Genomic DNA, 21,351 nt, shown 5'->3' on the forward strand with positions numbered 1-21,351 from the left:
TGTTGGAAATGGCAGGTCCGGGAGATAACTTACGTACAAATCCGAAAGGCCCGGTCGATTCCGAGCCCTTCAAGCGTGCCGTTACCGCCTGCATGCGCGCCATTGCCGGCGATCATGAACTCGAAGTCGGCTTTGGCAATGACAAGCCGGCGCTGACCGGCCATCGCGCCCGCCTTCCCGACCTTCCCAAGCGCCCGTCCGTCAACGACATTGCCGTCACCCGCGGTCTTGGCGATTCGATGGCGCTGCGCAAAGCCTGCCACAATGACCGTATCCATGCGACGCTCGCCCCCGAAGGCAAGCAGGCGAGGGCGATTTTCGATGCCGTCGAACAGGCGCGTGTCGAGGCGATCGGCGCCTTGCGCATGGACGGCGTTGCCGAAAACCTGACTTCGATGCTTTCGGATAAATATGCGCGGGCCAATTTTCCCGCGATCACCGACAAGGCCGAAGCGCCGCTCGAAGAAGCCGTGGCGCTGCTCGTGCGGGAGAAACTGACCGGACGCAAGGCGCCGGAATCGGCGGGCAACGTCCTCGACCTTTGGCGCGACTGGATCGAGGAGAAAGCCTCCGGCGACATCGACCACCTGGCCGCCAAGATCAACGACCAGAATGCCTTCGCCCGCGTCGTGCGCGAGATGCTCGCCTCCATGGAAATGGCCGAGGATCTCGCCCAGGACAGCCAGCAGGACGAGGACCAGGACAATAGCGAGGATTCGCCCGATCCGGAGGAGAACGAAGAGGGCGGTTCCGAGCAGGACGAAGGCAGCGATTCGTCCGAAAGCGATGATTCCGACACGTCCAGCGATGATAGCCAGGCCGGGGAAACCGAGGCCACCGATGCTTCGTCGGACGAGATGGAAGAAGATAGCGACGCCGACGCCGAAATTCCGGGCGAGGCGCGCCGGCCCAATCCGCCTTTCTCCAATCTCGGCAGCGAAAGCGGCTACAAGGTCTTCACCCAGGAGTTCGACGAGACGACTGACGCCGAAGAGCTTTGCGACGAAGCAGAACTCGACAGGCTGAGGGCCTTTCTCGACAAGCAGCTGGCCAATCTTTCCGGCGTCGTCGGGCGCCTCGCCAACCGGCTGCAGCGCCGCCTGATGGCGCAACAGAACCGCTCCTGGGATTTCGATCTCGAGGAAGGCTATCTCGACTCCGCGCGGCTCGTGCGCATTGTCATCGACCCGACGCAGCCGCTCTCCTACAAGCAGGAACGCGATACGGATTTCCGCGACACGGTCGTCACCCTCCTCATCGACAATTCCGGGTCGATGCGCGGCCGTCCGATCACGGTGGCTGCCACCTGTGCAGACATATTGGCGCGCACGCTCGAACGCTGCGGCGTAAAGGTCGAGATTCTCGGCTTTACGACCAAGGCCTGGAAGGGCGGGCAGGCGCGCGAGGCCTGGCTCGAACGCGGCAAACCCGCCAATCCCGGGCGCCTCAATGATCTGCGCCACATCGTCTACAAGCGCGCCGATGCGCCGTGGCGTCGTTCCCGGCGCAATCTCGGCCTGATGATGCGCGAGGGACTGCTAAAGGAGAATATCGACGGCGAGGCGCTGATCTGGGCGCACCAGCGTCTGCTCGGCCGTCCCGAGCAACGTCGCATCCTCATGATGATTTCGGATGGCGCGCCGGTCGATGATTCGACGCTCTCGGTCAATCCGGGCAACTATCTCGAACGGCATTTGCGCGCCGTCATCGAAGAGATCGAGACGCGCTCGCCCATTGAGCTGATCGCGATCGGCATCGGTCACGATGTCACGCGCTACTATCGACGGGCTGTCACCATCGTCGATGCGGAGGAGCTTGCTGGCGCCATGACCGAGCAACTCGCCTCACTGTTCGAGGAACCGGAACGGGCGCCGAAATCCGCGCGGAAGCGTTAATGCGGCGGCCCGCGCTGGCTTTCCGGCGCGCGTTGCTATCAGCCGCTATTCTCATTCCCCTGACTGCGCAAGCGCAGGACGAGGGCGTGTCACCCGCCGTCATCAAGGCATATCCGATCAGCAACTTTAAGATTGGATCGTCAGAAACCCGTTTTGGCGGATTGGAGTTCGTCGGCGGTCTCGACCTTTCTTCGACCAATCGCGACTTCGGCGGCCTTTCGGCGTTCCGCTATCTCGACAAAGGCGGCTCGTTTCTCGGCATTACCGATACGGGCTTCTGGTATGCCGGCACGATGGAACGCGACGAGAAAGGCAGGCCGGTCGGGGTCGGCAAATTCCGCCTCGCGCCGATCCAGAGCGAGGACGGCGCGCCTCTTGAGGGCAAATGGAATTCCGACGCCGAAGGCATGAGCGTTTCGGGCAGGACGGCGACGGTCTCGTTCGAACGTGTGCACCGGATCGCCGAATTCGATCTCGATCTTGAAAACTTCGCGTCAAAGCCGAGATTTCTGCCGCTGCCGATACCGGAGAACGAGCTCCGCAGTAATCGCGGCATCGAAACGATCGCCTATGCGCCGGAGACAGGGCCGCTCCGGGGCGCCCGCGTTGCGGTTACCGAGAAGAGCATCAACAAGGCCGGCGACATGTTTGCTGCCGTGCTTGAGGGGCCGCGCAAGGGGATCTTCTACGTCAAGCGCGTCGACGGTTTCGACATCAGCGATGGAGATTTTCTGCCGAACGGCGATCTCCTGTTGCTGGAGCGCCGCTTCAGCATTGCGAGCGGCGTTGCGCTGCGCATTCGCCGGATAGCCGCCGACGCCATCGTACCCGGCGCGACTGTGGAAGGTCCCGTCATTCTTGATGCTGACATGCGCTACCAGATCGACAATATGGAAGCGCTTGACGTCTGGCAGGCCGAGGACGGCTCGACGCGGGTGTCACTCGTTTCCGACGACAACCACTCGATCGTCCAGCGCAATCTTTATCTGGAATTCCGGTTGGCCGAATAGATCGCCGGCGCGAAGATGGCGAGAATGGCGCCATAGGGGACGAGCATCACCACGGCCATGACGATCTTGACCATGAGGTCGCCGAAGCCCAGCGACATCCACAGCGGGATCTCATGGCCGAAGAATGGAACAGGCATGGCGAGTGACGAGTCGGGACGGCCCGTCACTGCATCGATCCACGCAAATTTCGCGGCGAAGGCTATGGAGAAGAACAGCAGCGTGTCGAGGAGCGAGCCGAAAATCGCCGAGGCGAAGGGGGCCTTCCACCAGGTCAACTGCCGCAGCTTGTTGAAAACAGTGATGTCGAGCAACTGAGCTGTCAGGAAGGCAGTGCCAGAGGCGATCGCAATGCGCGGCGTCGCCAGCCAGATCGAGAGGACCACAGCGATCGTAAAGCCGACATAGACGACCCTGCGCGCAAACGCGGGGCCGTAACTGCGGTTGGCAAGGTCGTTGACCAGGAATGCAATCGGATAGGTGAAAGCCCCGTAGGTGAGTATTTCACCAAGGCCGAAATGGTTGAACGGGTACTGCACCAGAATGTTGGAGGCAGCGACCACGGCGCACATGGCGAGGACGGGAAGAATGAAATCCGAAGGAGAATAAGCGCTTTTGAGCGGCATTTTTTTATCCTGGGTAATGGAACCAGCCAAAACGATGATGACAACAATAAGGCCAGCCGAAGCTGGCCTTACGGCAATAAAAAGGAAGCCGTTGCCGGATCAGGCAGCAACCGGTGCCTCGAGAAGCTTCTTGGCGATCTGGCGCTTCAAGAGACGAGCGCGCTGCGACAATTCCTTCTCGTCAGCCTTGGCCAGGAACGCGTCCAGACCACCGCGATGCTCGACACTGCGCAGGGCATGAGCCGAGACGCGCAGACGGAAGCTCTGACCGAGAGCTTCGGAGATCAGCGTAACGTGGCAGAGGTTCGGCAAAAAGCGGCGGCGCGTTCTGTTGTTCGCATGGCTCACATTGTTACCGTACTGTACCGATTTAGCGGTCAATTCACATGTGCGGGACATTGGGTCTCACCTTCAAATTTCATTACCTATAGCCCGAATGTTTCTTGTTACCATCGCACGTCGCCGTGCAGCGGCGCGCTTATCGGACAGGCGGCCTATTGGGAAGTCGCGTTTCTATAGTGATATGAGCCGCGCGCGTCAAGTCTACTTCTGCTGCCGGCTCGAAGTTTGGCACAGCTCTTGCGTGGCAGGCCGTCAGTTCACATCTTTATCACAACTTTGCCTGCTTTCTACGTTCGAAACGCAGAAAGGGACGCGCACCGACGGGAATGACAGAATGAAGCCTACCCGGCATCTTGCCATCCGAAGACTAGCTCTCGTTCCGTTGGCCGCCGCCGCGCTTATCGGAGCCGTGCCGGCGCATGGCGCGCAATCGTTCAAGACCGACTACCGTGTGTCGATATATGGCTTGTCGATCGCCAAGGCGAGTTTTTCGACCAGCGTTGAGGAAAATGGTGCCTACAAGGTCACGGGCAAGCTTTCGAGTTCCGGCCTAGCCAGTATTTTCGACGATACGAATGGGAATCTGGACGTCACCGGGCACCTTGCCAAGAACGGACCTGTGCCGAATTCCTATGAGGTGAAGTACCGGCACGGCGACCGCGACAAGCTGACCTCGATTGCCTTCACCAATGGCAATGTGACCAACACAACCAATGTTCCGCCGATTAACAGCAAAAAGAAGAACTGGGTGGAACTGACGCCTGCCGATCTTCAATCCGTTGCCGATCCCATATCCGGAGTGATGGTTGCGGCGGATCGTCCCGATGAAGTCTGCGCCCAGACCTTGCATCTTTATGACGGGCAGACGCGCGTCGATCTCAAGCTGTCGCCATCAGGTGGTGTCGCCCCCTTCGCGACCCGCGGCTTCAAAGGCGATGCCGTAACGTGTGCCGCGAAATTCGTCCCGATCGCCGGCTATCAGGCGGGGCGCAAGGCGATAGAATATTTGAAAAACTCCAGCAAGATCAGTCTCACCTTTGCTTCGCTGGGCAAGTCAGCTATCTATTCGCCCGTGCAGGCGAGGATCGGCACGCAGATCGGTACGGTTACCGTTTACGCGACCCGTTTCGAAAAGACAAAATAGGGCGGCCGGGGGCGGTCGTTTCGAAATTGGGGGCGCCGCGTGGCCACGTTCGTCGGGTTTCTTGCGATCATCATGTGGGCAATGCTTGCCCTTTTCACCGATGTGTCCGGCAAAGTGCCACCATTCCAGCTCACAGCCATGACCTTCGCCATCGGTACGAGTCTCGGCCTGATTTCCTGGCTTTGGCGTCCCGGCGCTGCACGCAACCTGCGCCAGCCGGCAAAAGTCTGGCTGCTGGGTATAGCCGGCCTCTTCGGCTACCACTTCCTCTATTTCACCGCGCTTCGGAATGCCCCTGCGGTAGATGCAAGCCTTATCGCCTATCTCTGGCCACTCTTCATCGTTGTCGGCTCCGCGCTCATGCCGGGCGAGAAGCTGCGCTGGTTCCACATCGTCGGTACGCTGCTTGGCCTGTCTGGAACAGTGCTGATCATTACCAAGGGTGGCGGCTTCGGCTTTGATGCGCAATATGGCTTCGGCTATGCCATGGCCGGGCTGTGCGCGCTCACATGGGCTGCCTATTCGCTGCTGTCGCGACGCTTCGCCCATGTGCCGACCGATGCAGTGACAGGCTTTTGCGCGGCGACATCTGTCCTCTCACTCGTCTCACACCTGATGCTTGAACAGACGATTTGGCCGGAGGGCGCGGTTCAGTGGCTGGCGGTGCTCGGCCTCGGCCTCTTCCCGGTCGGCGCCGCCTTCTATGTCTGGGATTACGGCGTCAAGCACGGCAACATCCAGGTGCTGGGCGCAGCAAGCTATGCCGCGCCTTTGCTTTCGACCCTTGTCCTCATCATTGCCGGGGTGACGGAGCCGACCACGCGTGTCATGCTCGCCTGCCTGCTCATCACGCTCGGCGCGGTGCTGGCAGCCAAGGAAATGCTGTTCAAGCGCCGATAAAAAACATCAGGGTTCCCAGCCGGGCTCCGCAAGCTCGAACTGGGCAAAATCAAAGCCCGGTGCGACGGTGCAGCCGACGAGCGTCCAGTCGCCGGTTGTTTGTGCACTCTGCCATTGTCCCGCCGGAACGACCGCTTGCGGCCGTTCCCCCGCGGCAAGATCAAGACCAAGGCGGTGGGTTTCCCGCGCTCCATCGGCAGATGCAATCGCCAGCAGCAAGCGCGCGCCGCCATACCAGTGCCAGACTTCGGCAGCGTCCTTGACCCGGTGCCAGGCCGACACCTCGCCCTTTTCGAGGAGGAAATAAATTGCCGTCGAATGGCCGCGACCGCCGACCGGCCATTCCCTGTTATCGCGAAACGTCTGCACGTAGGAACCGCCCTCGGGATGCGGCGCAAGTCCAAGGTAGCTGCGGATGGCCTCGGGCGTCAGCGTCATCAGAACACGTCCTTGCGCTTGCGGATTTCGGCGAACACCGCCTCGTCGCTGGCGTTCTCCATCTTCAGGTTCTTGCGGATAACGGGATCATGGGCGCGCAGGAATGGGTTGGTCGCCATCTCGCGAAATATCGTCGTCGGCAAGGTCGGCAGGCTCGACTCGCGCAAGGCCATGATCTCCTTGGCGCGCTCCTTCAGCGCCGAATTGTCCGGATCGATGGTCAGAGCGAAACGCGCATTGCTTTCGCTATACTCGTGTCCGCAATAGACCTGTGTGTCGCCGGGTAGCGCCATCAAGCGCTGCAGCGACTGAAACATCGTCGATGGTGTCCCTTCGAAGAGCCTGCCGCAGCCGAGCGAAAACAGCGTATCGCCCGTGAACACGACCTTGCCGTTCGGTATGTAATAGGAAATCTCGCCTGCAGTGTGCCCGGGCGTCGAAATGACCTCGACCTCGAAGTTGCCGAACGCAAAGCGCTCGCCATGCTTCACGGCGCGATCAATCCCCGGTATTTTTGAACGCTCGTCGGCGGGCCCGATGATTTCGGCGCCGAAACGTTTCTTGAGGGCAAGGTTCGCCTCTACGTGGTCGCCATGATGATGCGTCGTAAAGATATGGGTTAGCTTCCAGCCACGCCGCTTCAGGGCATCGAGGATCGCCGCTTCTGCGGGCGCGTCGATCGAAGCAGTGAGGCCAGCGTCCGGATCGTGGATCAAAACGCCGAAATTATCGCTGCGTGCCGTGAATTGTTCGATTTGGAGATTGGACATGATCGTTCTCTTGAAGAAAGGGGAGCAGAAACAGGATAGCCTTGCTACTGAGCGGCGCAACCCACCTGTCCCTAGAAGTTTCATGTTCATGTTGGCGATACTCGTATCTGCTTCTATTTAAGGCAGGAACGCTTTAGGTTGCCCGCATGCATCTCGACATTATCGATCTCCGCGCATTCTACGCATCGACGCTCGGCCACCTGACCGAGCGTTCGATTACGATGGCACTCGCTTCGATCTGGCCGAAACTGCCGGGAGAAAGGCTCGTCGGACTTGGCTACGCCGTTCCCTATCTCGACCGGTTTCGCAGCGATACGGAGCGTACGTTCGCCTTCATGCCGGCCGGGCAAGGCGCCGCGAGCTGGCCGCCTGCGGAGCCTTCCGCCACGGCATTGATCTTCGAAGAGGAATTGCCGCTGCCCGATTCTTCCGTCGATCGGATTTTAATGGTGCATGCGCTGGAGCATGCGGAAGACCCGCGCGAAACGCTCAAGGAAATGTGGCGCGTGCTGGCGCCCAACGGCAGGCTGGTCATTGTCGTGCCGAACCGGCGCGGCCTGTGGGCGCGCTTCGAGCATACGCCCTTCGGCAGCGGCAGGCCCTATAGCGGCGGGCAGCTGACGCGGCTGCTGCGCGAGGCAAACTTCACGCCGGGTCCCTGGGCAGAGGCGTTGTTCTTTCCGCCGTCGTCGAGGCGCTCCGTCATGCGGCCGTCGCCGCTTTTCGAGCGAGCGGGTCGGCGCTTCTGGCCAATGTTCTCGGGCGTTCATATCGTCGAAGCGCAAAAGCGAATCTACCAGGGCCTGCCGGTTGCGCAGCGATCCTCGCGGCGCGTTTTCGTCCCGGTACTGTCACCGTCAGGTACGGCCAGTGCCCGGCGGGATGGGATCTAACGCTTGAGCAGAAATACGGCCTGCTGGCCGAATAGGTTCCAGAATCCCCACGGCATGTTGAAGCCGAGCCGTTGGCCGAGCGCATTGAGCGCGACGGCGGATTCCACCTCGGCCCCGACTTCCCTGGTCATGTCGACAAAGTCGCTGATCGTGCAGAAATGGATATTCGGCGTGTCATACCAGCTGTAGGGAAGATCCTTGGTGACCGGCATGCGCCCGTTAAGGGCAAGCGATGTTCGCACGCGCCAGTGACCGAAATTGGGGAAGGATACGATTGCGCGCTCGCCGATGCGCAGGAGTTCGGTAAGGACGTTTTTCGGATTGCGGGTCGCCTGCAGGGTCTGTGACAGGATCACATAGTCGAAGCCGGAATCGGGGTAGTATTTGAGATCGCTGTCGGCGTCGCCCTGGATGACCGAAAGGCCGCGGGCCACCGATTCATTGACGCCCTTTTGCGATAGCTCGACGCCACGGCCATCGACATTTTTTGCGCTCTGCAGCAATTCGAGGAGTTCGCCATCGCCGCATCCTACATCGAGGACGCGGGAACCGGGTTTGACCAGCGAGGCGATGACTTCGAAATCGACGCGGGCATTGGTGTTGACGCTCATTGGGCCAGGAGCCCCTTGGCGCGGGCCGCCGAACGAATGAAGCCGTTGATGGCCGAAAACATCTCCGGCTCATCAAGCAGGAAGGCATCATGACCGCGATCGGATTCGATCTCGACGAAAGACACCGAAGCACCCGCGGCATTCAGGGCATGGGCGACAGTGCGGCTTTCGCTCGTTGGAAACAGCCAGTCGCTGGTAAACGATACGATGCAGAAACGTGTTTTCGACCCGGCAAAGGCGTCGGCAAGGCGCCCCTCGTGCTCGGCCGCCAGATCGAAATAATCCATGGCGCGGGTCATGTAGAGATAGGAGTTCGGATCGAAGCGGTCGACGAAGCTCATGCCCTGATAGCGCAGATAGCTTTCGATCTGGAAATCCGCGTCAAAGCCGAACGTGACGTTCTGCCGGTCCTGAAGATTGCGGCCGAACTTTCGATGCAGGGCAACTTCCGAAAGATAGGTGATGTGTGCAGCCATGCGGGCGACGGAAAGACCCTTGCGGGGCACTGTCTCGGCTTCAAGATAACGCCCTTCCTTCCACTCGGGATCGGCCATGACCGCCTGCCGGCCAACCTCGTGGAAAGCGATGTTCTGCGACGAATGCCGTGCGCCTGTCGCAATCGCTACTGCGGCAAACACCCGGTCTGAATGGCTCGATGCCCATTCGAGCACCTGCATGCCGCCCATCGATCCGCCGATGACGGCAAAGAGTTGCTTGATGCCGAAATGGTCGATGAGCATGGCCTGAGCCCGGACCATATCGGCAATGGTTATGACGGGCAGATCGAGCGCATAGGGCTTGCCTGTTTCCGGATTAATCGATGCGGGGCCAGTCGATCCGAGGCAGCCGCCAAGGACGTTGGAGCAAAGCACGAAATAGCGGTCTGTATCGACAGGCTTTCCAGGTCCGACGAGCGTCTCCCACCATCCGGGCTTTCCTGTCATCGGGTGCACGTTGGCAACGTGCTGATCGCCGGTGAGCGCGTGACAGATCAAAATGGCATTGGACTTGTCGGCGTTGAGTTCGCCGTAGGACTGGTAGGCCAGGCGGAACGGAGACAGCGACACGCCGCTATCAAGATGCAAGGGCTTGTCCGCCCCAAAATCCACCACGGGACTATGGGGATTGGTCGCTTCTTGAATCTTCTGATCGGTCGTTGCTGATGCTCGGCTGGCTTTGGTCATCTTTACGCGAAAATTGAGCAAGATGCCGGTAGCTATGGTTGCGGTAGAGACAAAGTCAATGGTTACTTTGGTGCTGGCCGTCATCCATGGCGATCAAGGCCAAGAAGGTGAAATGCCATTTTTCTCGACATCCGCCCCGTGTGCGGCTATGTCCGCACGGTTGCTTTCCAGTGAACGACGAGCATTGCCCCTCGAAACGTACGATGCCACGGAACATAGAATCATGACGACGACGCTTAAAGACTTACGCCCAACCCCCAAAGCCGGTGTGCTCGACATTGAAGCCTACGTACCGGGCAAGGAACATGCGCCGGGTGTCGCGAAGGTCCACAAGCTCTCGTCCAACGAAACTCCGCTTGGCGCCAGCCGGCACGCGATCGAAGCCTATGGCGCCGCGGCGGAACGGCTGGAAATCTATCCGGACGGGCAGGCGACCGCACTGAAGAAGGCGATCGCCGAAATGCACGGCCTCAATGCCGGCAATATCCTTTGTGGCAATGGCTCCGACGAATTGCTCGGACTGCTCTGCCAGACCTATCTCGCGCCCGGCGATGAGGCGATTTATACCGAGCACGGCTTCATGGTGTACAAGATCTACATCATGGCGGCTGGCGCAACGCCTGTCGTCGCCAAGGAAAAGACCGAGCAGGCGCATGTCGATTCCATTCTTGCCGCAGTGACGCCGCGCACCAGGATCGTATTCCTGGCCAATCCGAATAACCCGACGGGCACCTACGTGCCATTCGAGGAAGTGCGCCGGCTGCATGCCGGGCTGCCGAAGAACGTTCTTCTCGTACTTGATGCCGCCTATGCCGAATATGTCCGTCGCAACGATTATGAAGCCGGGGTCGAACTCGTCTCGAACTTCGAAAACGTTGTGATGACCCGAACATTCTCGAAGATTCACGGGCTTGCCGGCCTGCGCATCGGCTGGATGTTTGCGCCCGCCCATGTCATCGATGCTGTCAACCGCATCCGTGGTCCGTTCAACATGAACTCGGCGGCGATCGCCGCCGGTGCCGCGGCCATCCGCGACCGCGCTCATGTCGATGCCGCCGTCGCATTCAACGAGAAGTGGCTGCCGTGGCTGACCGAGCAACTGACGGCGCTGGGGCTGCGGATCACGCCGTCAGTCGGCAATTTCCTGCTCGTGCACTTCCCGGACGATCCGGCGAAGTCGGCCGAAAAGGCCGACGCCTACCTGACGAGCAAGGGCTATATTTTGCGCCGCGTCGGCGGATACGGATTCCCCAACGCGCTGCGCCTTACCATCGGATCCGAGGAAGCCAATCGCGGCGTAGTCGCCGCACTCTCCGAATTTCTGAAGTAGACCATGTCCAAAATCCACTTTGACACAATCGCACTGATCGGCATCGGCCTCATCGGTTCTTCCCTTGCGCGCGTCATCAAGCGCGAGGGCCTTGCCGATCATGTCGTCATCTCCACACGCAGCGCCTCTACGCTTGCCCGGGCCAGGGAACTGGGCCTGGGTGACAGCTACACGCTCGACAGCGCCGAGGCGGTGAAGCAGGCCGACCTGGTGATCATTTCCGTGCCTGTGGGGTCGTCCGGCGAAGTGGCGCGCCAGATTGCCGGGTCGCTTAAGCCCGGCGCCATCGTCACGGATGTCGGCTCGACCAAGGGCTCTGTCATTGCACAGATGCAGCCGGAACTTCCCACAAGCGTACATTTCATTCCCGGCCATCCGCTGGCGGGTACGGAGTATTCCGGGCCGGATTCAGGCTTTGCCGAACTCTTCAACAATCGTTGGTGCATTCTGACGCCGCTCGAAGGTACCGACCCGGACGCGCTCGACCGGTTGACGAAGTTCTGGGAAGCGTGCGGCTCGCGCCTCGATACGATGGATCCTGTGCACCACGACCGGGTGCTCGCCATCGTTTCGCACCTGCCGCACATCATTGCCTACAATATCGTCGGCACAGCCAGCGACCTTGAGGAAGTGACGAATTCCGAAGTCATCAAATACTCGGCCTCGGGCTTTCGCGACTTCACGCGCCTTGCCGCTTCCGACCCGACAATGTGGCGGGACGTCTGCCTCCACAACAAGGAGGCGATCCTCGAAATGCTCGCGCGTTTCTCGGAAGACCTATCCTCGTTGCAGCGGTCGATCCGTTGGGGCGACGGCCATGCGCTCTTCAGCCTGTTTACGCGCACCCGCGCGGTGCGCCGCGGTATCATCGACGCTGGGCAGGAAATCGACGCCCCCGATTTCGGCCGCCAGAAGGCAAGCCAGCCGGGGAGTTAGAGCAATCACAAAACGGGCTTGATAACTATTATCGATTATTCATAATAGTCGAGAGGTGAGCCATGGCACATAGTGTTGAACTCGGAAATTTAGAGGCGGTCGTTGAGCGCCTTATAAAGAGCGGGCACTACAATTCGAAGAGCGAGATACTGCGCGAAGGTATTCGCCTTGTCGATGAACGCGAGAAGCGTCTGGCTGCGCTGGACGCGGCCCTGGCACGAGGTCTTGAAGACGTTGAGGCTGGCCGGGTCAGGCCGGCGCAGGATGTTTTCGACGAGTTGAAGGCCCGCTACACCGCCATGGCAAAAGAACGCGGCCTTTGAAGCTTGCCTTCACAGACGCCGCGCGAAGCGACGTATTGTCGATTGGCGATTACATCGCAGACGACAATCCGTGGCGAGCGGTTACGTTCCTTGAGGAGTTGGAGGCGCGATGCGCCAGCATCGTGGATTTCCCGAATTCGCATGCGCTCTAACCGGCCGAAAAGGTAGGGGAATCAGGTGCGCCGTCCACAATGGACCATGAGCGGGTACTTTTTGCAGGCGATCCGTCGTCCCAATAAAGTCACAGCGACGGCAGGCGGCCGATACTAATAAAGCCGACGGACATTTTCCCATTCTTCACGCTGATCGGCAGCGTCGGTGCGCCGTCAGCGTCGCGCGGCGCAAAGGCAAGCGCCTGCAGCACGGTCGAAATCGTATTGCCGGCCTCGGGAACTATGCCCTGGACGGCCTTGGCGAAGCCCTCCGGGTTGCGCAAAGTCACCCGGAATTCGCCGGTGATGCGTCCGTCTTCAGCCACCGAGAACGGCCCGGTGATGCCGACGCCGCTGCCGTCTTCAAAGGAGAGATCGACCTTGCGCAAAGTGCCTGATTGCCCGCGCAGGACAGTCAGGTTGCGCTCGGTTTTGCCCAGAAGCGCAAACCCGTTGGCAAGTCCGATGTCCGCAGCGCCGGTAAGTTCAGGCAGCGAACGGTTGGGAACGACGTTATCGGCGAGTTTGAGCTTGTTGAAATTGAGCGTGACATCCATCTGCGGATCATTGGCGCGAAAGTCGAGCTGCCCGCTTCCCACGACGGCGATTGGCGCCGCGCCCGGATCACGCCCGCTCACGACGACATTCTTCCCGTCGATCGTGATTTCCTTCGGAAGCGGCCGGTCGAGACGGATACTGGAGGTCAAGCCGTCCCACTTGGCATCAAGTGGAATAAACCCCGGCAGATCGAGCGCCGCAGGCCCTTCGATGACGCTGTTGATACGCATTGGATCGTAAAGCTGTGCCGCCGAGCGGAAGCTTCCTGCTGTCACTGAAAGATTTTTTGCCTTGTCGGCCCAGCCGACCTTGGTGCAATCGAGCCCGACGCGCAGCGGGAAGCCGCTGGCCCTTGCGTTCTCGCAAGTCGCGTCGATGCCTCTTTCCTTGAAGGCGGCGATGTTGGTCGCAACACGGGTCTCGAGTTCGCGGGCGAGATAATACCAGCCGGCTGTATAGATCACGCCAAGCACGACAAGCCCGCCGATCAGAAATTTCAGCAGTCTGCGCGGCTTCTTGACAGTTTCGGGGGTGCTTGACGGCATGGTCCGGCTCTCGCTATCGATCATGGGGAAGCTCCGCTGGGTGGGAGTACAGCTATCAGGATGGATATGGGCGATTTTTGGGTCTTTGGCTACGGATCTTTGATGTGGAAACCCGGCTTCGCTCATGTGGAGACCACTCATGCCCGCCTCCACGGCTATCGGCGCGCGCTTTGCGTGCGTTCCTACGTTCACCGTGGCACGCCGGAGCGGCCGGGCCTCGTCCTCGGGCTTGATCGAGGTGGGTCATGTCTCGGCATGGCGTTTCGCGTGCCTGGAGAGCTAGAGGATGAGGTTGTGGCCTATCTGCGCGAGCGCGAGCTTGTGACGCATGTTTATCTCGAACGCCGGCTCGGCGTGCGCCTTGCGGATGGCCGCAAGGTCGAGGCGCTAACCTACATCGTGGACCGCGACCATGTGCAATATGCAGGGGCACTGTCCGTTGAAGATGCGGCAACGGCGGTCCGCGGTTCGGTCGGAAAATCCGGCCGCAACGAAGACTATGTGCACAGTACGCTTGAACATATGCGCAAGATGGATATTCGCGACCATTGGATGGAGGCAGTCGCGGCTGCTGTCGACCAAGGCTAAAGGCTGGTCCTCAGGCGAGGCTTGAGGAAGTAGCAATCGTAGTATTGAATAATCAAACCTCGACGCCGAGTTCCTTCAGCCGCTGGACCGCCGTTGGCGGCATTGGCGGCGGGTTGTCGGATTTCGCCGTTGCGATCAATAGCTCGTCGCATGCAGCTTCCGTGACCTCTTCCAGCTTTTTGAGGAAGGCGTCGTTGTCGAGACCCGGCTGGATCGGCGGCAGGATACGGCAGCGGATTACGCCGGGGTAGCGCAAGAATTTGCGGCGCGGCCAGAAAAGCCCGGCATTATGGGCAATTGGCACCACAGGGACGCCGAGTTCGCCATAGATGTGGGCAACGCCGTATTTGTAATGCGGCGGAGCACCTGGAGCCGTTCGGGTACCCTCCGGGTAGATCATCAACTGCCGGTTGTCGGCAATCGCATCGCGAGCGCCACGTACGGCTGCTTTCATTGCCGCTGAACGCCTGCCGCGGTCGATCGGCACCATTTTCATCTTGGCGATATACCAGCCGAAAAGCGGGATCCACGTCAGTTCGCGCTTGAGGATATAGACTGGGTCGGCGATGTGCGGCAGGAAGGCATAGGTATCCCAGAACGACTGGTGCTTCGGCGCGCAGATATAGGGGCCGTCCGGGAGGTTTTCCAACCCTTCGATCAGCGGCTCGGCGCCCGCAATGACCTTCTGCAGCCAGAGATTGGATCTTGCCCAGTTCTTGGGGATGATCCAGGCCTGCTTGCGCGGGCTGAGGAAGTAGAAGGGCGTGAAGATGATCATCTGGATGATCAGGTTGAGATAGAAGGCGGTGTTGAAGAGAAGTGACCGGATGATCGTCATGAGGGTCTCTGGTGCTGTCGGCTTGCGGTCTTCGTTATACCAATTCAGCGTGGCCGTGAACCGGCAAACCGGCTCCTGCGAAATTACCCCTTGAAACGGTGCAGAAGCGACGCGGTGGCATCGGACAGACTGTCGGGCAGATTGGAGCGCAGGACAGCGCCGAGATATTTGACGTATTCGACGAAGAGTACGCGGACGATCAGGCCGCGCGATATCCAGTCGCCATCACGCAGGTTGGTGTTGATGATCGGATAGGGAATGAATTCGATATCCTGCGAAGCATGGGTGAGTTCGACCATGGTGCGCGGGATGTGGTAATTGTTGGTGACCACGATCACCCGCTTGTAATTGTTCGCATTGGCCCATTTGACGCTCTCTTCGGCATTGCCGATGGTGTCGAGTGCCGAACGGTCCAGATCGACGCAGCAGTCGAACAGTTCCGCATCGCCGCCCGTGACCCTTTGCAATTCGGCGCGGTTGGCCGAGGCATGAACGCCGCTTATGAAAAGCCGCTTGCCGCGCTTGTTCTTGAGCAGGTCGAGCGCCCCCTCGATACGCGAATAACCGCCCGTGAGAACGACGATGCCATCGGCCGGCTCGGTCAGGTCCGGTGGTTCCATCATCGTCACGCGATCGCTGAAAATGATGAAGCCACCGATGAACAGTCCGAGGGCAAGAATTGCGAGGACGAACAAAGGCAAGACGATGCGATTGCGGACGAACGTCACGACCCGCCCATCACGTCTCATATCGTCGGAATCCTGGTTGCCGTTGCTGTCGTTCACGCCGTTCATCTTGCGCGCAAATTGCCTTGTCTGAGATATGTCTTTCAAATGGAGGTCAACCGCGGCCTTGCAGGGGCCTTTTGCCAAATCCATGTTACTGAAACTAAATTAACAAAGTTAGGTTTCGTCGCGTCTGTCCACCTGTCTTAAATGTGCAATGACCGTCATTCGCGTTGTAATCATCGTGAGGACGCTGACCGCCAGAATAATAAGGACAACACCGGTATAGCCGCTCGATCCGATGGAAAAATTGCCGAAAAGCGCGGTCGCCTGATCTGCCTCAGGCGTGGCAAGATTGCGCGACGACCACCACGCAATCATCAGGAAAATGGCTATCGCGAGCGCGCCGCCGCAAAGTGCTCCCTTGAGCGCGGTCCAGAAGAAATGCCTCTCGAACTGGCGGGCAACGAACTTCTGTTCAGCGCCGATGAAATGCAGCACCTCGATGATATGGCCGTTGCCCGCCATGGCGCCGCGCGTTGCGAAGATAACCGTAAGCACTGTCGCCGCCACGACGAGGGCAAGGACCGCGGTGCCGATAAGCACGGTCGAGCGGGCCATTGAGACGAGGCGGTCCACCCAGTTGCGGTGGTCGTCGAAGCTTGCCCCCGGCACATCCTTGACGAGCGCGGCGCGGATGGCGGCAAAATCGGGCAGGGCGGCCTCGTCGAGCGTCACGACAACGAGGCGCGGCACCGGGAGTTCATCAATGTCGAGCCCGGTGCCGAGCCACGGCTCAAGCAGCCGCGCCGTCGCTGCCCTGTCGATGATCCGCGTTGCCTTTACGCCGGCGAAACCTTGCGCGATGCCGCTTGCCTTGGCGAGCAGCGCTTCCATGTCCTCGCCCTCGACGGGGCGTATCTGGATGGTGGCTTCAGTCGAAATCTGACTCTGCCAGGTGGCCGCAGTTGATTGAACAAGGCTGACGGCGCCTATTGTGAGGCAGGCAAGAAAGGTCATGATGGCAATCACGATCATCAGAGCATGTCCGACGACATTGCCTGCAGGAACGATCGGCGCCTGGCCGTTGCCGCCGCGCACACGCGCGACAAGGACGCCAATGGCGGAGAACGCCTGTTCCTTGAGGCGGGCGGCGTCAATCATAGACGTCGAGCCTCCCCTGATCGAGGATCATGCGCCGCGCATTGATCTGGTCCATCAGCGTGAGATCGTGGGTGGCGATGACAACGGCGGTGCCGGAACGATTAAGCTCGCCAAAGAGCCGCAACAGCCGCCGCGCCAGCGGCGGATCGACATTGCCCGTAGGCTCGTCGGCAAGCAGAATCTCGGGTTGGTCAATGAGGGCGCGGGCGATTGCCGCGCGCTGCTTCTCACCGCCGGAGAGAACGGGCGGGAGCACATGCATGCGCTCGCCAAGGCCGACCCAGTGCAAGAGTTCCTCGACTTCGGCGCGGTATGTCGCCTCTTCCTTGCCGCGCACACGCAGCGGCAGGGCGACATTCTGATAGGTCGTCATGTGATCGAGAAGGCGGAAATCCTGGAAGACGACGCCGATGCGGCGCCGCAGTAGCGGCATTTCCTTCGATGAGATGGTGGCAATGTCCTTGCCGAAAACCGTAATCAGACCGCGTGTCGGCTTCAGCGTCATGAAGAGAAGACGCAGCAGCGAAGTCTTGCCGGCGCCAGAGGGACCGGTCAGAAACTGGAACGAGCGGGGCGAGATATGGAGGCTGACATCACGCAGCACCTCCGGGCCCATCCCGTATCGCAGTCCGACATTCTCAAAGCGAATCAAGCGTAGTTTTCCAATCTCAAATCCATGCCCGTTTTATTTGGCGCGGACAGATTTGACCACCCATCAACATGCCTGAACAACAGCCGAAACGTTAATTTTTGCGCGCTAGGCTCCTGCGCATGATTCGGACAAACATGACTGCAACATGGCAGGGTGAGCGGGAAACCGGAAGAATGCACAATCTGCAGCACCGCTTGCGACCGATGCCATGAATATTGCGTCGGCGCAGGCATTCGCCATTTCCGAAATCGAAGACGCGTCGTTCGAAACGATAATGCCAGGTGGAAGCGCGATCGACGCACATGCTGAGGTGGCGGCAACGGCAGGCGGCTTTGCGATATTCACTCCTGCGGTTTCTCGCCGTCCAACCCTTCCCGGCTTTGGCTATTGGCTGGTCGTCGCTTTGGCGGCCCTGTCGGCATTCTGGATCGCTGGCGGGCACGTGCTTTTCATCGGACAGTAAGCCGCCCGCACATGTTCAACTTTGCTTTTTGCCTCAGGATCAGGCTATAGAGCGCATCTGCGCAACCACCCCGTATATGAAACCGGAAAGACACGCATGCCAAAGGTCAGCGGAAGAAACATCGACGTTCTATTCAGCGCCGAAACGATCGCGGAGCGGAACCTCGAACTGGCAAAGGCCATTGTCGGGCGCAACTTCCAGAACCTCCTCGTCATTTCGATCCTCAAGGGATCGTTCATCTTTGCAGCCGACCTGATCCGCGCCATGCACGATGCAGGCGCGGAACCCGATGTTGAATTCATAACGGTGTCAAGCTACGGCAAGGGAACCGAGAGCGGCGAAGTGCATCTTTTGCGCGATATCGACAGCGATGTGCATGGACGCGATGTGCTGTTGATCGATGACATTCTGGAATCGGGCAAGACTCTCAAATTCACGCGCGAATTGATGCTGGCGCGCGGCGCCCGCAGCGTTTCCATTGCCGTGCTCCTCGACAAGAGCGTCAAGCGCAAGACGGATATCGAGGCCGATTTCAAGGGTTTTGAATGCCCGGACTATTTCGTCGTCGGCTATGGCATGGATGTCGGCCACTCGTACCGGCAGCTGCCCTATGTTGGCGTCGTGACTGACGACGCTTAATCGAACTTCAATAGCCGCTCGAGATAGTCCTTTTCCATCTGCGGGCTCAGCGCATTGCCAAGCCTGCGGCGGATGGCGTCCAGGATCTCGCGCGCCCGCTGGATATCGATTTCGCCGGGGACCTTTGTGCTGGTGCCGTCGTCGATGCCGCCAGTGCGGCGCTCGCGGCCGAGCGGATCGAGCCGGCCGTTTTGCTGGCGTCCTTCCGGTCCGGTCTGGCCCTCCTGACCCATCGCCTGCTGCATCTGTTTCATCATGTCCTGGCCGCCGCGGCGCAAGGCGTCGAGCGCATTGCTTTGCTGGTCGAGCGCCTGACCCCCATCAGCTTCGCCGAGCGACTTGCCGGCATCGCCCATGGATTTGCCGGCATCGCCGAAGTCCTTGCCGGGATTGATGCCGAGGCCCTTAAGGTCGTCCATCATCTGGTCGAGATCGGATCTGAGCTTGTTCTGCCCTTCCTGCAGGCCGCGCAAGGCGTTCTCGATCTCCTGATCTGACATCTGGCCCTGGTTGCCCTGCTGGCCATTTTGCCCTTGTTGACCATTCTGGCCGTAGTCCTGCTGCATGCCGTTCTGGCGCTGCTGCTCAAGGCGGTGGGTCTGGTTCATCATGTCCTGCTGGCGCCGCATCAACTCGCCGAGCTTGTCCATCTGCTGGCGCATCTGACCTTGCTGGCCGTTCTGACCACGCTGGTTCTGCCCCATCTGCAGGTTGTTGAGCATGTTCTCCAATTCGGAGAGCAACTGTTGCGCTTGATCGCGCGAACCCTGCTTGGCAAGATCCTCGATCTGGTCGAGCATGCGGTCGAGGTCTTCCTGGCGCAGTTCCTGCATGTTCTGGTTCGGCGCTTGCGCCATGTTGGGATTTTTCTGCGCCTTTTCAGCAAACTCGCGCAGATACTGGTTCATCGCTTGGCGCAGTTCGGCCATGCGGCGTTCAATTTCTTCCTGGCTCGCGCCCCGTTCCAACGCCTGTTTCAACGCTTCCTGCGCTTCACGCAGCCGTCGTTCAGCGTCAGAAAGGGCGCCATCCTCGATGCCGCGCGCGACCTGCCACATATAGGCGACAACATCGCGCAACTGGTCATCGGTGCGGGCAATGTCGAGCCGTGTGTGGACGCTGCGCAAGGCCAGATAATGCGAGGCATTTTTGATGGTTTCTTCCGGCCACATCGTGATTGCGTCCAGCGTGTTGAGCACATCCTGCCGGGCGTTGGCATTCAGCGCCAGGTTGCGGCGCTGCTCGATTACCGCCCGGGCCAGCGGATTGGCGAACGGCCGCTCGGGCATGATGAGCGTCTTGGTTTCGCTGCGCGCCTCCTGCTTGGCGTCATCGGTGGCAACAAGCGTCATGCGGATTTCGGAGCCCGCCCATGGATGCTCCGTAAGGTCCTTGGTGGTCTTGGTCTCCTTTGCCGCTTCGCCGCGGCGGGGCAGTGCAAGCGGAAGATCCGGCGCATTGTAGAGCGGACGGGCGTCATTGTCGGCAGGCTTGGCCGGTTCCATCCTGGCGACGGCACTGACCGCGCCGTAATCATCCTTGATTTCGTAGGTCACCTCCATCGTCCCGTTTGCCGCGCTCGACGGGTCCTTGGTGAAGCGGATCGAAGGCGGCTCATCCGGGGTGACGGAAAAGGTCCATTCGGCGTTGCCGCGGCCATCGACAAACAGCGCGACGGTGCTGGTCGCGCCGAGCGACATTTCGAAATTGCGCGGCCTGTCCTTTACGGCCTCGCCTTCCGGTTGCTTGCCTTCCTGCTTGGCAGCAACGTCCGCGGCAATTCCGCCTTGTGGTCGCAGTGTCACCTTCTCCGTCCCGTTTCCGCCAATAACGCGGATAGTGAGGATGCTGCCTTCTGGAACCGTGAACTGCTTCTCGGCGGTGTTGGCTGCCGACGTCAGGAACAGCGGCGCGCGCCCGGTATAACGCGGCGGCGTGACCCAGGCATCGATCCGCGGCGGCGCCACGTTGCTACCCCCATGGCTGCGGAAAGCATCGCTGATGTGCCCACCCAAAGGCCCGCCAGAGAAGGCGAAAGCAATTACCAGAAACAGGCCGACGATTGCGCGCAAACCCCACGGGTCGATTTCGGGCACACGTGTCTGCGGCAGGTCGCTCTTGAGATTGCGAATGCGTTCCGCCATCCGCCGGCGGTGCTCGTCCCAGAGTGCGCGGGCGAAGGGGTCGGCGCTGCTCGTCGCCAATTCTTCCGACTGCACGGTGATTGGCTGATGGTCGAGGGCATTGACCTTTTCGAGCCGCGCATCGATCTCCTCCTGATCCGGCAGGCGGAACTTCAAAAGGAAATAGAAGCACGGCATGAGTCCGATTAGGAAAAGCGCCAGCGTACCGAGGCGCAAAAGATCCGGCATCAGCCGGAAAATTCCAAACCAGGAAAGGCAAAGAAAGACGCCGCCCAGCAGCAGGAACGGCAGCAGCAGCGGCCACAGGCGCTCGAAACTGATCGCGACCCATGTGGACAAACGGAGGCGATCGATACTTCTGAAAATATCGAACCTGACCCCTTCAGCGTCCCGTTGGTCGGGGTGTTGATCGGTCATACGCACTCCATCTCGGCAACATCGACGATGATGGCCCTAAAGAACAATAACATCCATCATGGCAAAG

The 21,351-nt window shown here is 60.0% G+C and carries 24 protein-coding genes; 12 read left to right on the forward strand and 12 right to left on the reverse strand.

Going from position 1 to position 21,351, the window contains the following annotated elements; all coding sequences use genetic code 11:
• Positions 1–8 precede the first annotated feature (8 nt).
• Entirely contained in the window at positions 9–1,895 is a 1,887-nt protein-coding gene (cobT, locus tag BLR72_RS11240) for a cobaltochelatase subunit CobT (protein ID WP_091948328.1), read from the forward strand.
• Positions 1,895–2,905, forward strand: a complete 1,011-nt coding sequence (locus BLR72_RS11245) for an esterase-like activity of phytase family protein (RefSeq protein ID WP_091948332.1) — start codon at positions 1,895–1,897, stop codon at positions 2,903–2,905. Before cobT ends, BLR72_RS11245 begins: the two co-directional genes overlap by 1 nt.
• On the opposite strand, the gene BLR72_RS11250 is transcribed toward BLR72_RS11245, so the two are convergent.
• Positions 2,878–3,528, reverse strand: a complete 651-nt coding sequence (locus BLR72_RS11250; protein WP_091921233.1) for a queuosine precursor transporter — start codon at positions 3,526–3,528, stop codon at positions 2,878–2,880. The two genes, BLR72_RS11245 and BLR72_RS11250, sit on opposite strands and share 28 nt — an antisense overlap.
• A gap of 99 nt (positions 3,529–3,627) precedes the next feature.
• Entirely contained in the window at positions 3,628–3,927 is a 300-nt protein-coding gene (gene rpmB / locus BLR72_RS11255) for a 50S ribosomal protein L28 (RefSeq protein WP_091921235.1), read from the reverse strand.
• Positions 3,928–4,204: 277 nt separating this feature from the next.
• Here rpmB and BLR72_RS11260 point away from each other — a divergent pair, with 277 nt between their 5' ends.
• Positions 4,205–5,014, forward strand: coding sequence for a DUF3108 domain-containing protein (locus tag BLR72_RS11260; protein WP_091948336.1), 810 nt, complete (start codon positions 4,205–4,207; stop codon positions 5,012–5,014).
• Positions 5,015–5,053: 39 nt separating this feature from the next.
• A complete protein-coding gene (locus BLR72_RS11265; protein WP_027231330.1) occupies positions 5,054–5,914 on the forward strand; it encodes an aromatic amino acid exporter YddG in 861 nt (286 codons plus the stop codon).
• A 6-nt stretch (positions 5,915–5,920) separates the two neighbouring features.
• Here BLR72_RS11265 and BLR72_RS11270 read toward each other — a convergent pair whose 3' ends face one another.
• Together BLR72_RS11270 and gloB are read right to left on the reverse strand one after the other, a co-directional pair.
• Positions 5,921–6,352 carry a cupin domain-containing protein gene (locus BLR72_RS11270; RefSeq protein WP_091948339.1) on the reverse strand — a complete coding sequence of 144 codons (432 nt, stop codon included), beginning with the start codon at positions 6,350–6,352 and terminating at the stop codon, positions 5,921–5,923.
• Positions 6,352–7,122, reverse strand: coding sequence for a hydroxyacylglutathione hydrolase (gene gloB, locus BLR72_RS11275; RefSeq protein WP_091948341.1), 771 nt, complete (start codon positions 7,120–7,122; stop codon positions 6,352–6,354). The genes BLR72_RS11270 and gloB overlap by 1 nt, the downstream gene beginning before the upstream one ends.
• A gap of 146 nt (positions 7,123–7,268) precedes the next feature.
• Between gloB and BLR72_RS11280 the strand changes: the two genes are divergently transcribed.
• The gene (locus BLR72_RS11280; protein WP_091948344.1) at positions 7,269–8,015 is read left to right on the forward strand and encodes a class I SAM-dependent methyltransferase; all 747 of its coding nucleotides are present in this window, start codon (positions 7,269–7,271) and stop codon (positions 8,013–8,015) included.
• On the opposite strand, the gene metW is transcribed toward BLR72_RS11280, so the two are convergent.
• On the reverse strand, positions 8,012–8,626 hold the full coding sequence (metW, locus tag BLR72_RS11285) for a methionine biosynthesis protein MetW (RefSeq protein ID WP_091921245.1): 615 nt from the start codon (positions 8,624–8,626) through the stop codon (positions 8,012–8,014). The two genes, BLR72_RS11280 and metW, sit on opposite strands and share 4 nt — an antisense overlap.
• Positions 8,623–9,810 (reverse strand): homoserine O-acetyltransferase MetX, encoded by a 1,188-nt coding sequence (locus BLR72_RS11290; protein WP_091948667.1) that lies wholly within the window; start codon positions 9,808–9,810, stop codon positions 8,623–8,625. Before BLR72_RS11290 ends, metW begins: the two co-directional genes overlap by 4 nt.
• 223 nt (positions 9,811–10,033) lie before the next feature.
• Here BLR72_RS11290 and hisC point away from each other — a divergent pair, with 223 nt between their 5' ends.
• From hisC to BLR72_RS11310, 4 genes are all read left to right on the forward strand, one after another.
• Positions 10,034–11,140 carry a histidinol-phosphate transaminase gene (gene hisC / locus BLR72_RS11295; RefSeq protein ID WP_091948346.1) on the forward strand — a complete coding sequence of 369 codons (1,107 nt, stop codon included), beginning with the start codon at positions 10,034–10,036 and terminating at the stop codon, positions 11,138–11,140.
• Positions 11,141–11,143: 3 nt separating this feature from the next.
• Positions 11,144–12,076, forward strand: coding sequence for a prephenate/arogenate dehydrogenase family protein (locus BLR72_RS11300; RefSeq protein WP_091948349.1), 933 nt, complete (start codon positions 11,144–11,146; stop codon positions 12,074–12,076).
• Between the two features lie 62 nt (positions 12,077–12,138).
• On the forward strand, positions 12,139–12,399 hold the full coding sequence (locus BLR72_RS11305) for a type II toxin-antitoxin system ParD family antitoxin (protein ID WP_091948351.1): 261 nt from the start codon (positions 12,139–12,141) through the stop codon (positions 12,397–12,399).
• Positions 12,396–12,551, forward strand: a complete 156-nt coding sequence (locus BLR72_RS11310) for a type II toxin-antitoxin system RelE/ParE family toxin (protein ID WP_091948354.1) — start codon at positions 12,396–12,398, stop codon at positions 12,549–12,551. Before BLR72_RS11305 ends, BLR72_RS11310 begins: the two co-directional genes overlap by 4 nt.
• 89 nt (positions 12,552–12,640) lie before the next feature.
• Here BLR72_RS11310 and BLR72_RS11315 read toward each other — a convergent pair whose 3' ends face one another.
• Positions 12,641–13,678 carry a DUF2125 domain-containing protein gene (locus BLR72_RS11315; RefSeq protein ID WP_175492336.1) on the reverse strand — a complete coding sequence of 346 codons (1,038 nt, stop codon included), beginning with the start codon at positions 13,676–13,678 and terminating at the stop codon, positions 12,641–12,643.
• Between the two features lie 42 nt (positions 13,679–13,720).
• Between BLR72_RS11315 and BLR72_RS11320 the strand changes: the two genes are divergently transcribed.
• Complete coding sequence (locus BLR72_RS11320) at positions 13,721–14,242, forward strand: gamma-glutamylcyclotransferase (RefSeq protein WP_091948669.1); 522 nt, start codon at positions 13,721–13,723, stop codon at positions 14,240–14,242.
• A 52-nt stretch (positions 14,243–14,294) separates the two neighbouring features.
• On the opposite strand, the gene BLR72_RS11325 is transcribed toward BLR72_RS11320, so the two are convergent.
• From BLR72_RS11325 to ftsE, 4 genes are all read right to left on the reverse strand, one after another.
• The gene (locus BLR72_RS11325; protein ID WP_091948359.1) at positions 14,295–15,080 is read right to left on the reverse strand and encodes a lysophospholipid acyltransferase family protein; all 786 of its coding nucleotides are present in this window, start codon (positions 15,078–15,080) and stop codon (positions 14,295–14,297) included.
• A gap of 83 nt (positions 15,081–15,163) precedes the next feature.
• Positions 15,164–15,865: a YdcF family protein gene (locus BLR72_RS11330; protein ID WP_244506674.1), complete on the reverse strand. Its 702-nt coding sequence runs from the start codon at positions 15,863–15,865 to the stop codon at positions 15,164–15,166.
• A gap of 117 nt (positions 15,866–15,982) precedes the next feature.
• Complete coding sequence (locus tag BLR72_RS11335; protein ID WP_091921253.1) at positions 15,983–16,969, reverse strand: cell division protein FtsX; 987 nt, start codon at positions 16,967–16,969, stop codon at positions 15,983–15,985.
• The gene (gene ftsE, locus BLR72_RS11340) at positions 16,962–17,585 is read right to left on the reverse strand and encodes a cell division ATP-binding protein FtsE (protein WP_234576140.1); all 624 of its coding nucleotides are present in this window, start codon (positions 17,583–17,585) and stop codon (positions 16,962–16,964) included. The genes BLR72_RS11335 and ftsE overlap by 8 nt, the downstream gene beginning before the upstream one ends.
• 244 nt (positions 17,586–17,829) lie before the next feature.
• Here ftsE and BLR72_RS11345 point away from each other — a divergent pair, with 244 nt between their 5' ends.
• Both BLR72_RS11345 and hpt read left to right on the forward strand, forming a co-directional pair.
• A complete protein-coding gene (locus tag BLR72_RS11345; protein WP_091948366.1) occupies positions 17,830–18,084 on the forward strand; it encodes a hypothetical protein in 255 nt (84 codons plus the stop codon).
• Between the two features lie 96 nt (positions 18,085–18,180).
• Positions 18,181–18,723, forward strand: coding sequence for a hypoxanthine phosphoribosyltransferase (gene hpt / locus BLR72_RS11350; protein ID WP_027231345.1), 543 nt, complete (start codon positions 18,181–18,183; stop codon positions 18,721–18,723).
• Here hpt and BLR72_RS11355 read toward each other — a convergent pair.
• Entirely contained in the window at positions 18,720–21,284 is a 2,565-nt protein-coding gene (locus BLR72_RS11355; RefSeq protein ID WP_091948368.1) for a TIGR02302 family protein, read from the reverse strand. The two genes, hpt and BLR72_RS11355, sit on opposite strands and share 4 nt — an antisense overlap.
• Positions 21,285–21,351 lie beyond the last annotated feature (67 nt).

It is taken from the genome of Phyllobacterium sp. YR620 (genome assembly GCF_900104165.1).
In the GTDB taxonomy this organism is placed as follows: domain Bacteria; phylum Pseudomonadota; class Alphaproteobacteria; order Rhizobiales; family Rhizobiaceae; genus Phyllobacterium; species Phyllobacterium pellucidum.

Coding starts and splice junctions, on each gene's coding strand:
- cobT (WP_091948328.1), top strand. CDS start 9: ATGGCAGGTCCGGGAGATAACTTACGTACAAATCCGAAAGGCCCGGTC.
- BLR72_RS11245 (WP_091948332.1), top strand. CDS start 1,895: ATGCGGCGGCCCGCGCTGGCTTTCCGGCGCGCGTTGCTATCAGCCGCT.
- BLR72_RS11250 (WP_091921233.1), bottom strand. CDS start 3,528: ATGCCGCTCAAAAGCGCTTATTCTCCTTCGGATTTCATTCTTCCCGTC.
- rpmB (WP_091921235.1), bottom strand. CDS start 3,927: ATGTCCCGCACATGTGAATTGACCGCTAAATCGGTACAGTACGGTAAC.
- BLR72_RS11260 (WP_091948336.1), top strand. CDS start 4,205: ATGAAGCCTACCCGGCATCTTGCCATCCGAAGACTAGCTCTCGTTCCG.
- BLR72_RS11270 (WP_091948339.1), bottom strand. CDS start 6,352: ATGACGCTGACGCCCGAGGCCATCCGCAGCTACCTTGGACTTGCGCCG.
- gloB (WP_091948341.1), bottom strand. CDS start 7,122: ATGTCCAATCTCCAAATCGAACAATTCACGGCACGCAGCGATAATTTC.
- BLR72_RS11280 (WP_091948344.1), top strand. CDS start 7,269: ATGCATCTCGACATTATCGATCTCCGCGCATTCTACGCATCGACGCTC.
- metW (WP_091921245.1), bottom strand. CDS start 8,626: ATGAGCGTCAACACCAATGCCCGCGTCGATTTCGAAGTCATCGCCTCG.
- BLR72_RS11290 (WP_091948667.1), bottom strand. CDS start 9,810: ATGACCAAAGCCAGCCGAGCATCAGCAACGACCGATCAGAAGATTCAA.
- hisC (WP_091948346.1), top strand. CDS start 10,034: ATGACGACGACGCTTAAAGACTTACGCCCAACCCCCAAAGCCGGTGTG.
- BLR72_RS11300 (WP_091948349.1), top strand. CDS start 11,144: ATGTCCAAAATCCACTTTGACACAATCGCACTGATCGGCATCGGCCTC.
- BLR72_RS11305 (WP_091948351.1), top strand. CDS start 12,139: ATGGCACATAGTGTTGAACTCGGAAATTTAGAGGCGGTCGTTGAGCGC.
- BLR72_RS11315 (WP_175492336.1), bottom strand. CDS start 13,678: ATGATCGATAGCGAGAGCCGGACCATGCCGTCAAGCACCCCCGAAACT.
- BLR72_RS11320 (WP_091948669.1), top strand. CDS start 13,721: ATGGGCGATTTTTGGGTCTTTGGCTACGGATCTTTGATGTGGAAACCC.
- BLR72_RS11325 (WP_091948359.1), bottom strand. CDS start 15,080: ATGACGATCATCCGGTCACTTCTCTTCAACACCGCCTTCTATCTCAAC.
- BLR72_RS11335 (WP_091921253.1), bottom strand. CDS start 16,969: ATGATTGACGCCGCCCGCCTCAAGGAACAGGCGTTCTCCGCCATTGGC.
- ftsE (WP_234576140.1), bottom strand. CDS start 17,585: ATGGGCCCGGAGGTGCTGCGTGATGTCAGCCTCCATATCTCGCCCCGC.
- BLR72_RS11345 (WP_091948366.1), top strand. CDS start 17,830: ATGAATATTGCGTCGGCGCAGGCATTCGCCATTTCCGAAATCGAAGAC.
- hpt (WP_027231345.1), top strand. CDS start 18,181: ATGCCAAAGGTCAGCGGAAGAAACATCGACGTTCTATTCAGCGCCGAA.
- BLR72_RS11355 (WP_091948368.1), bottom strand. CDS start 21,284: ATGACCGATCAACACCCCGACCAACGGGACGCTGAAGGGGTCAGGTTC.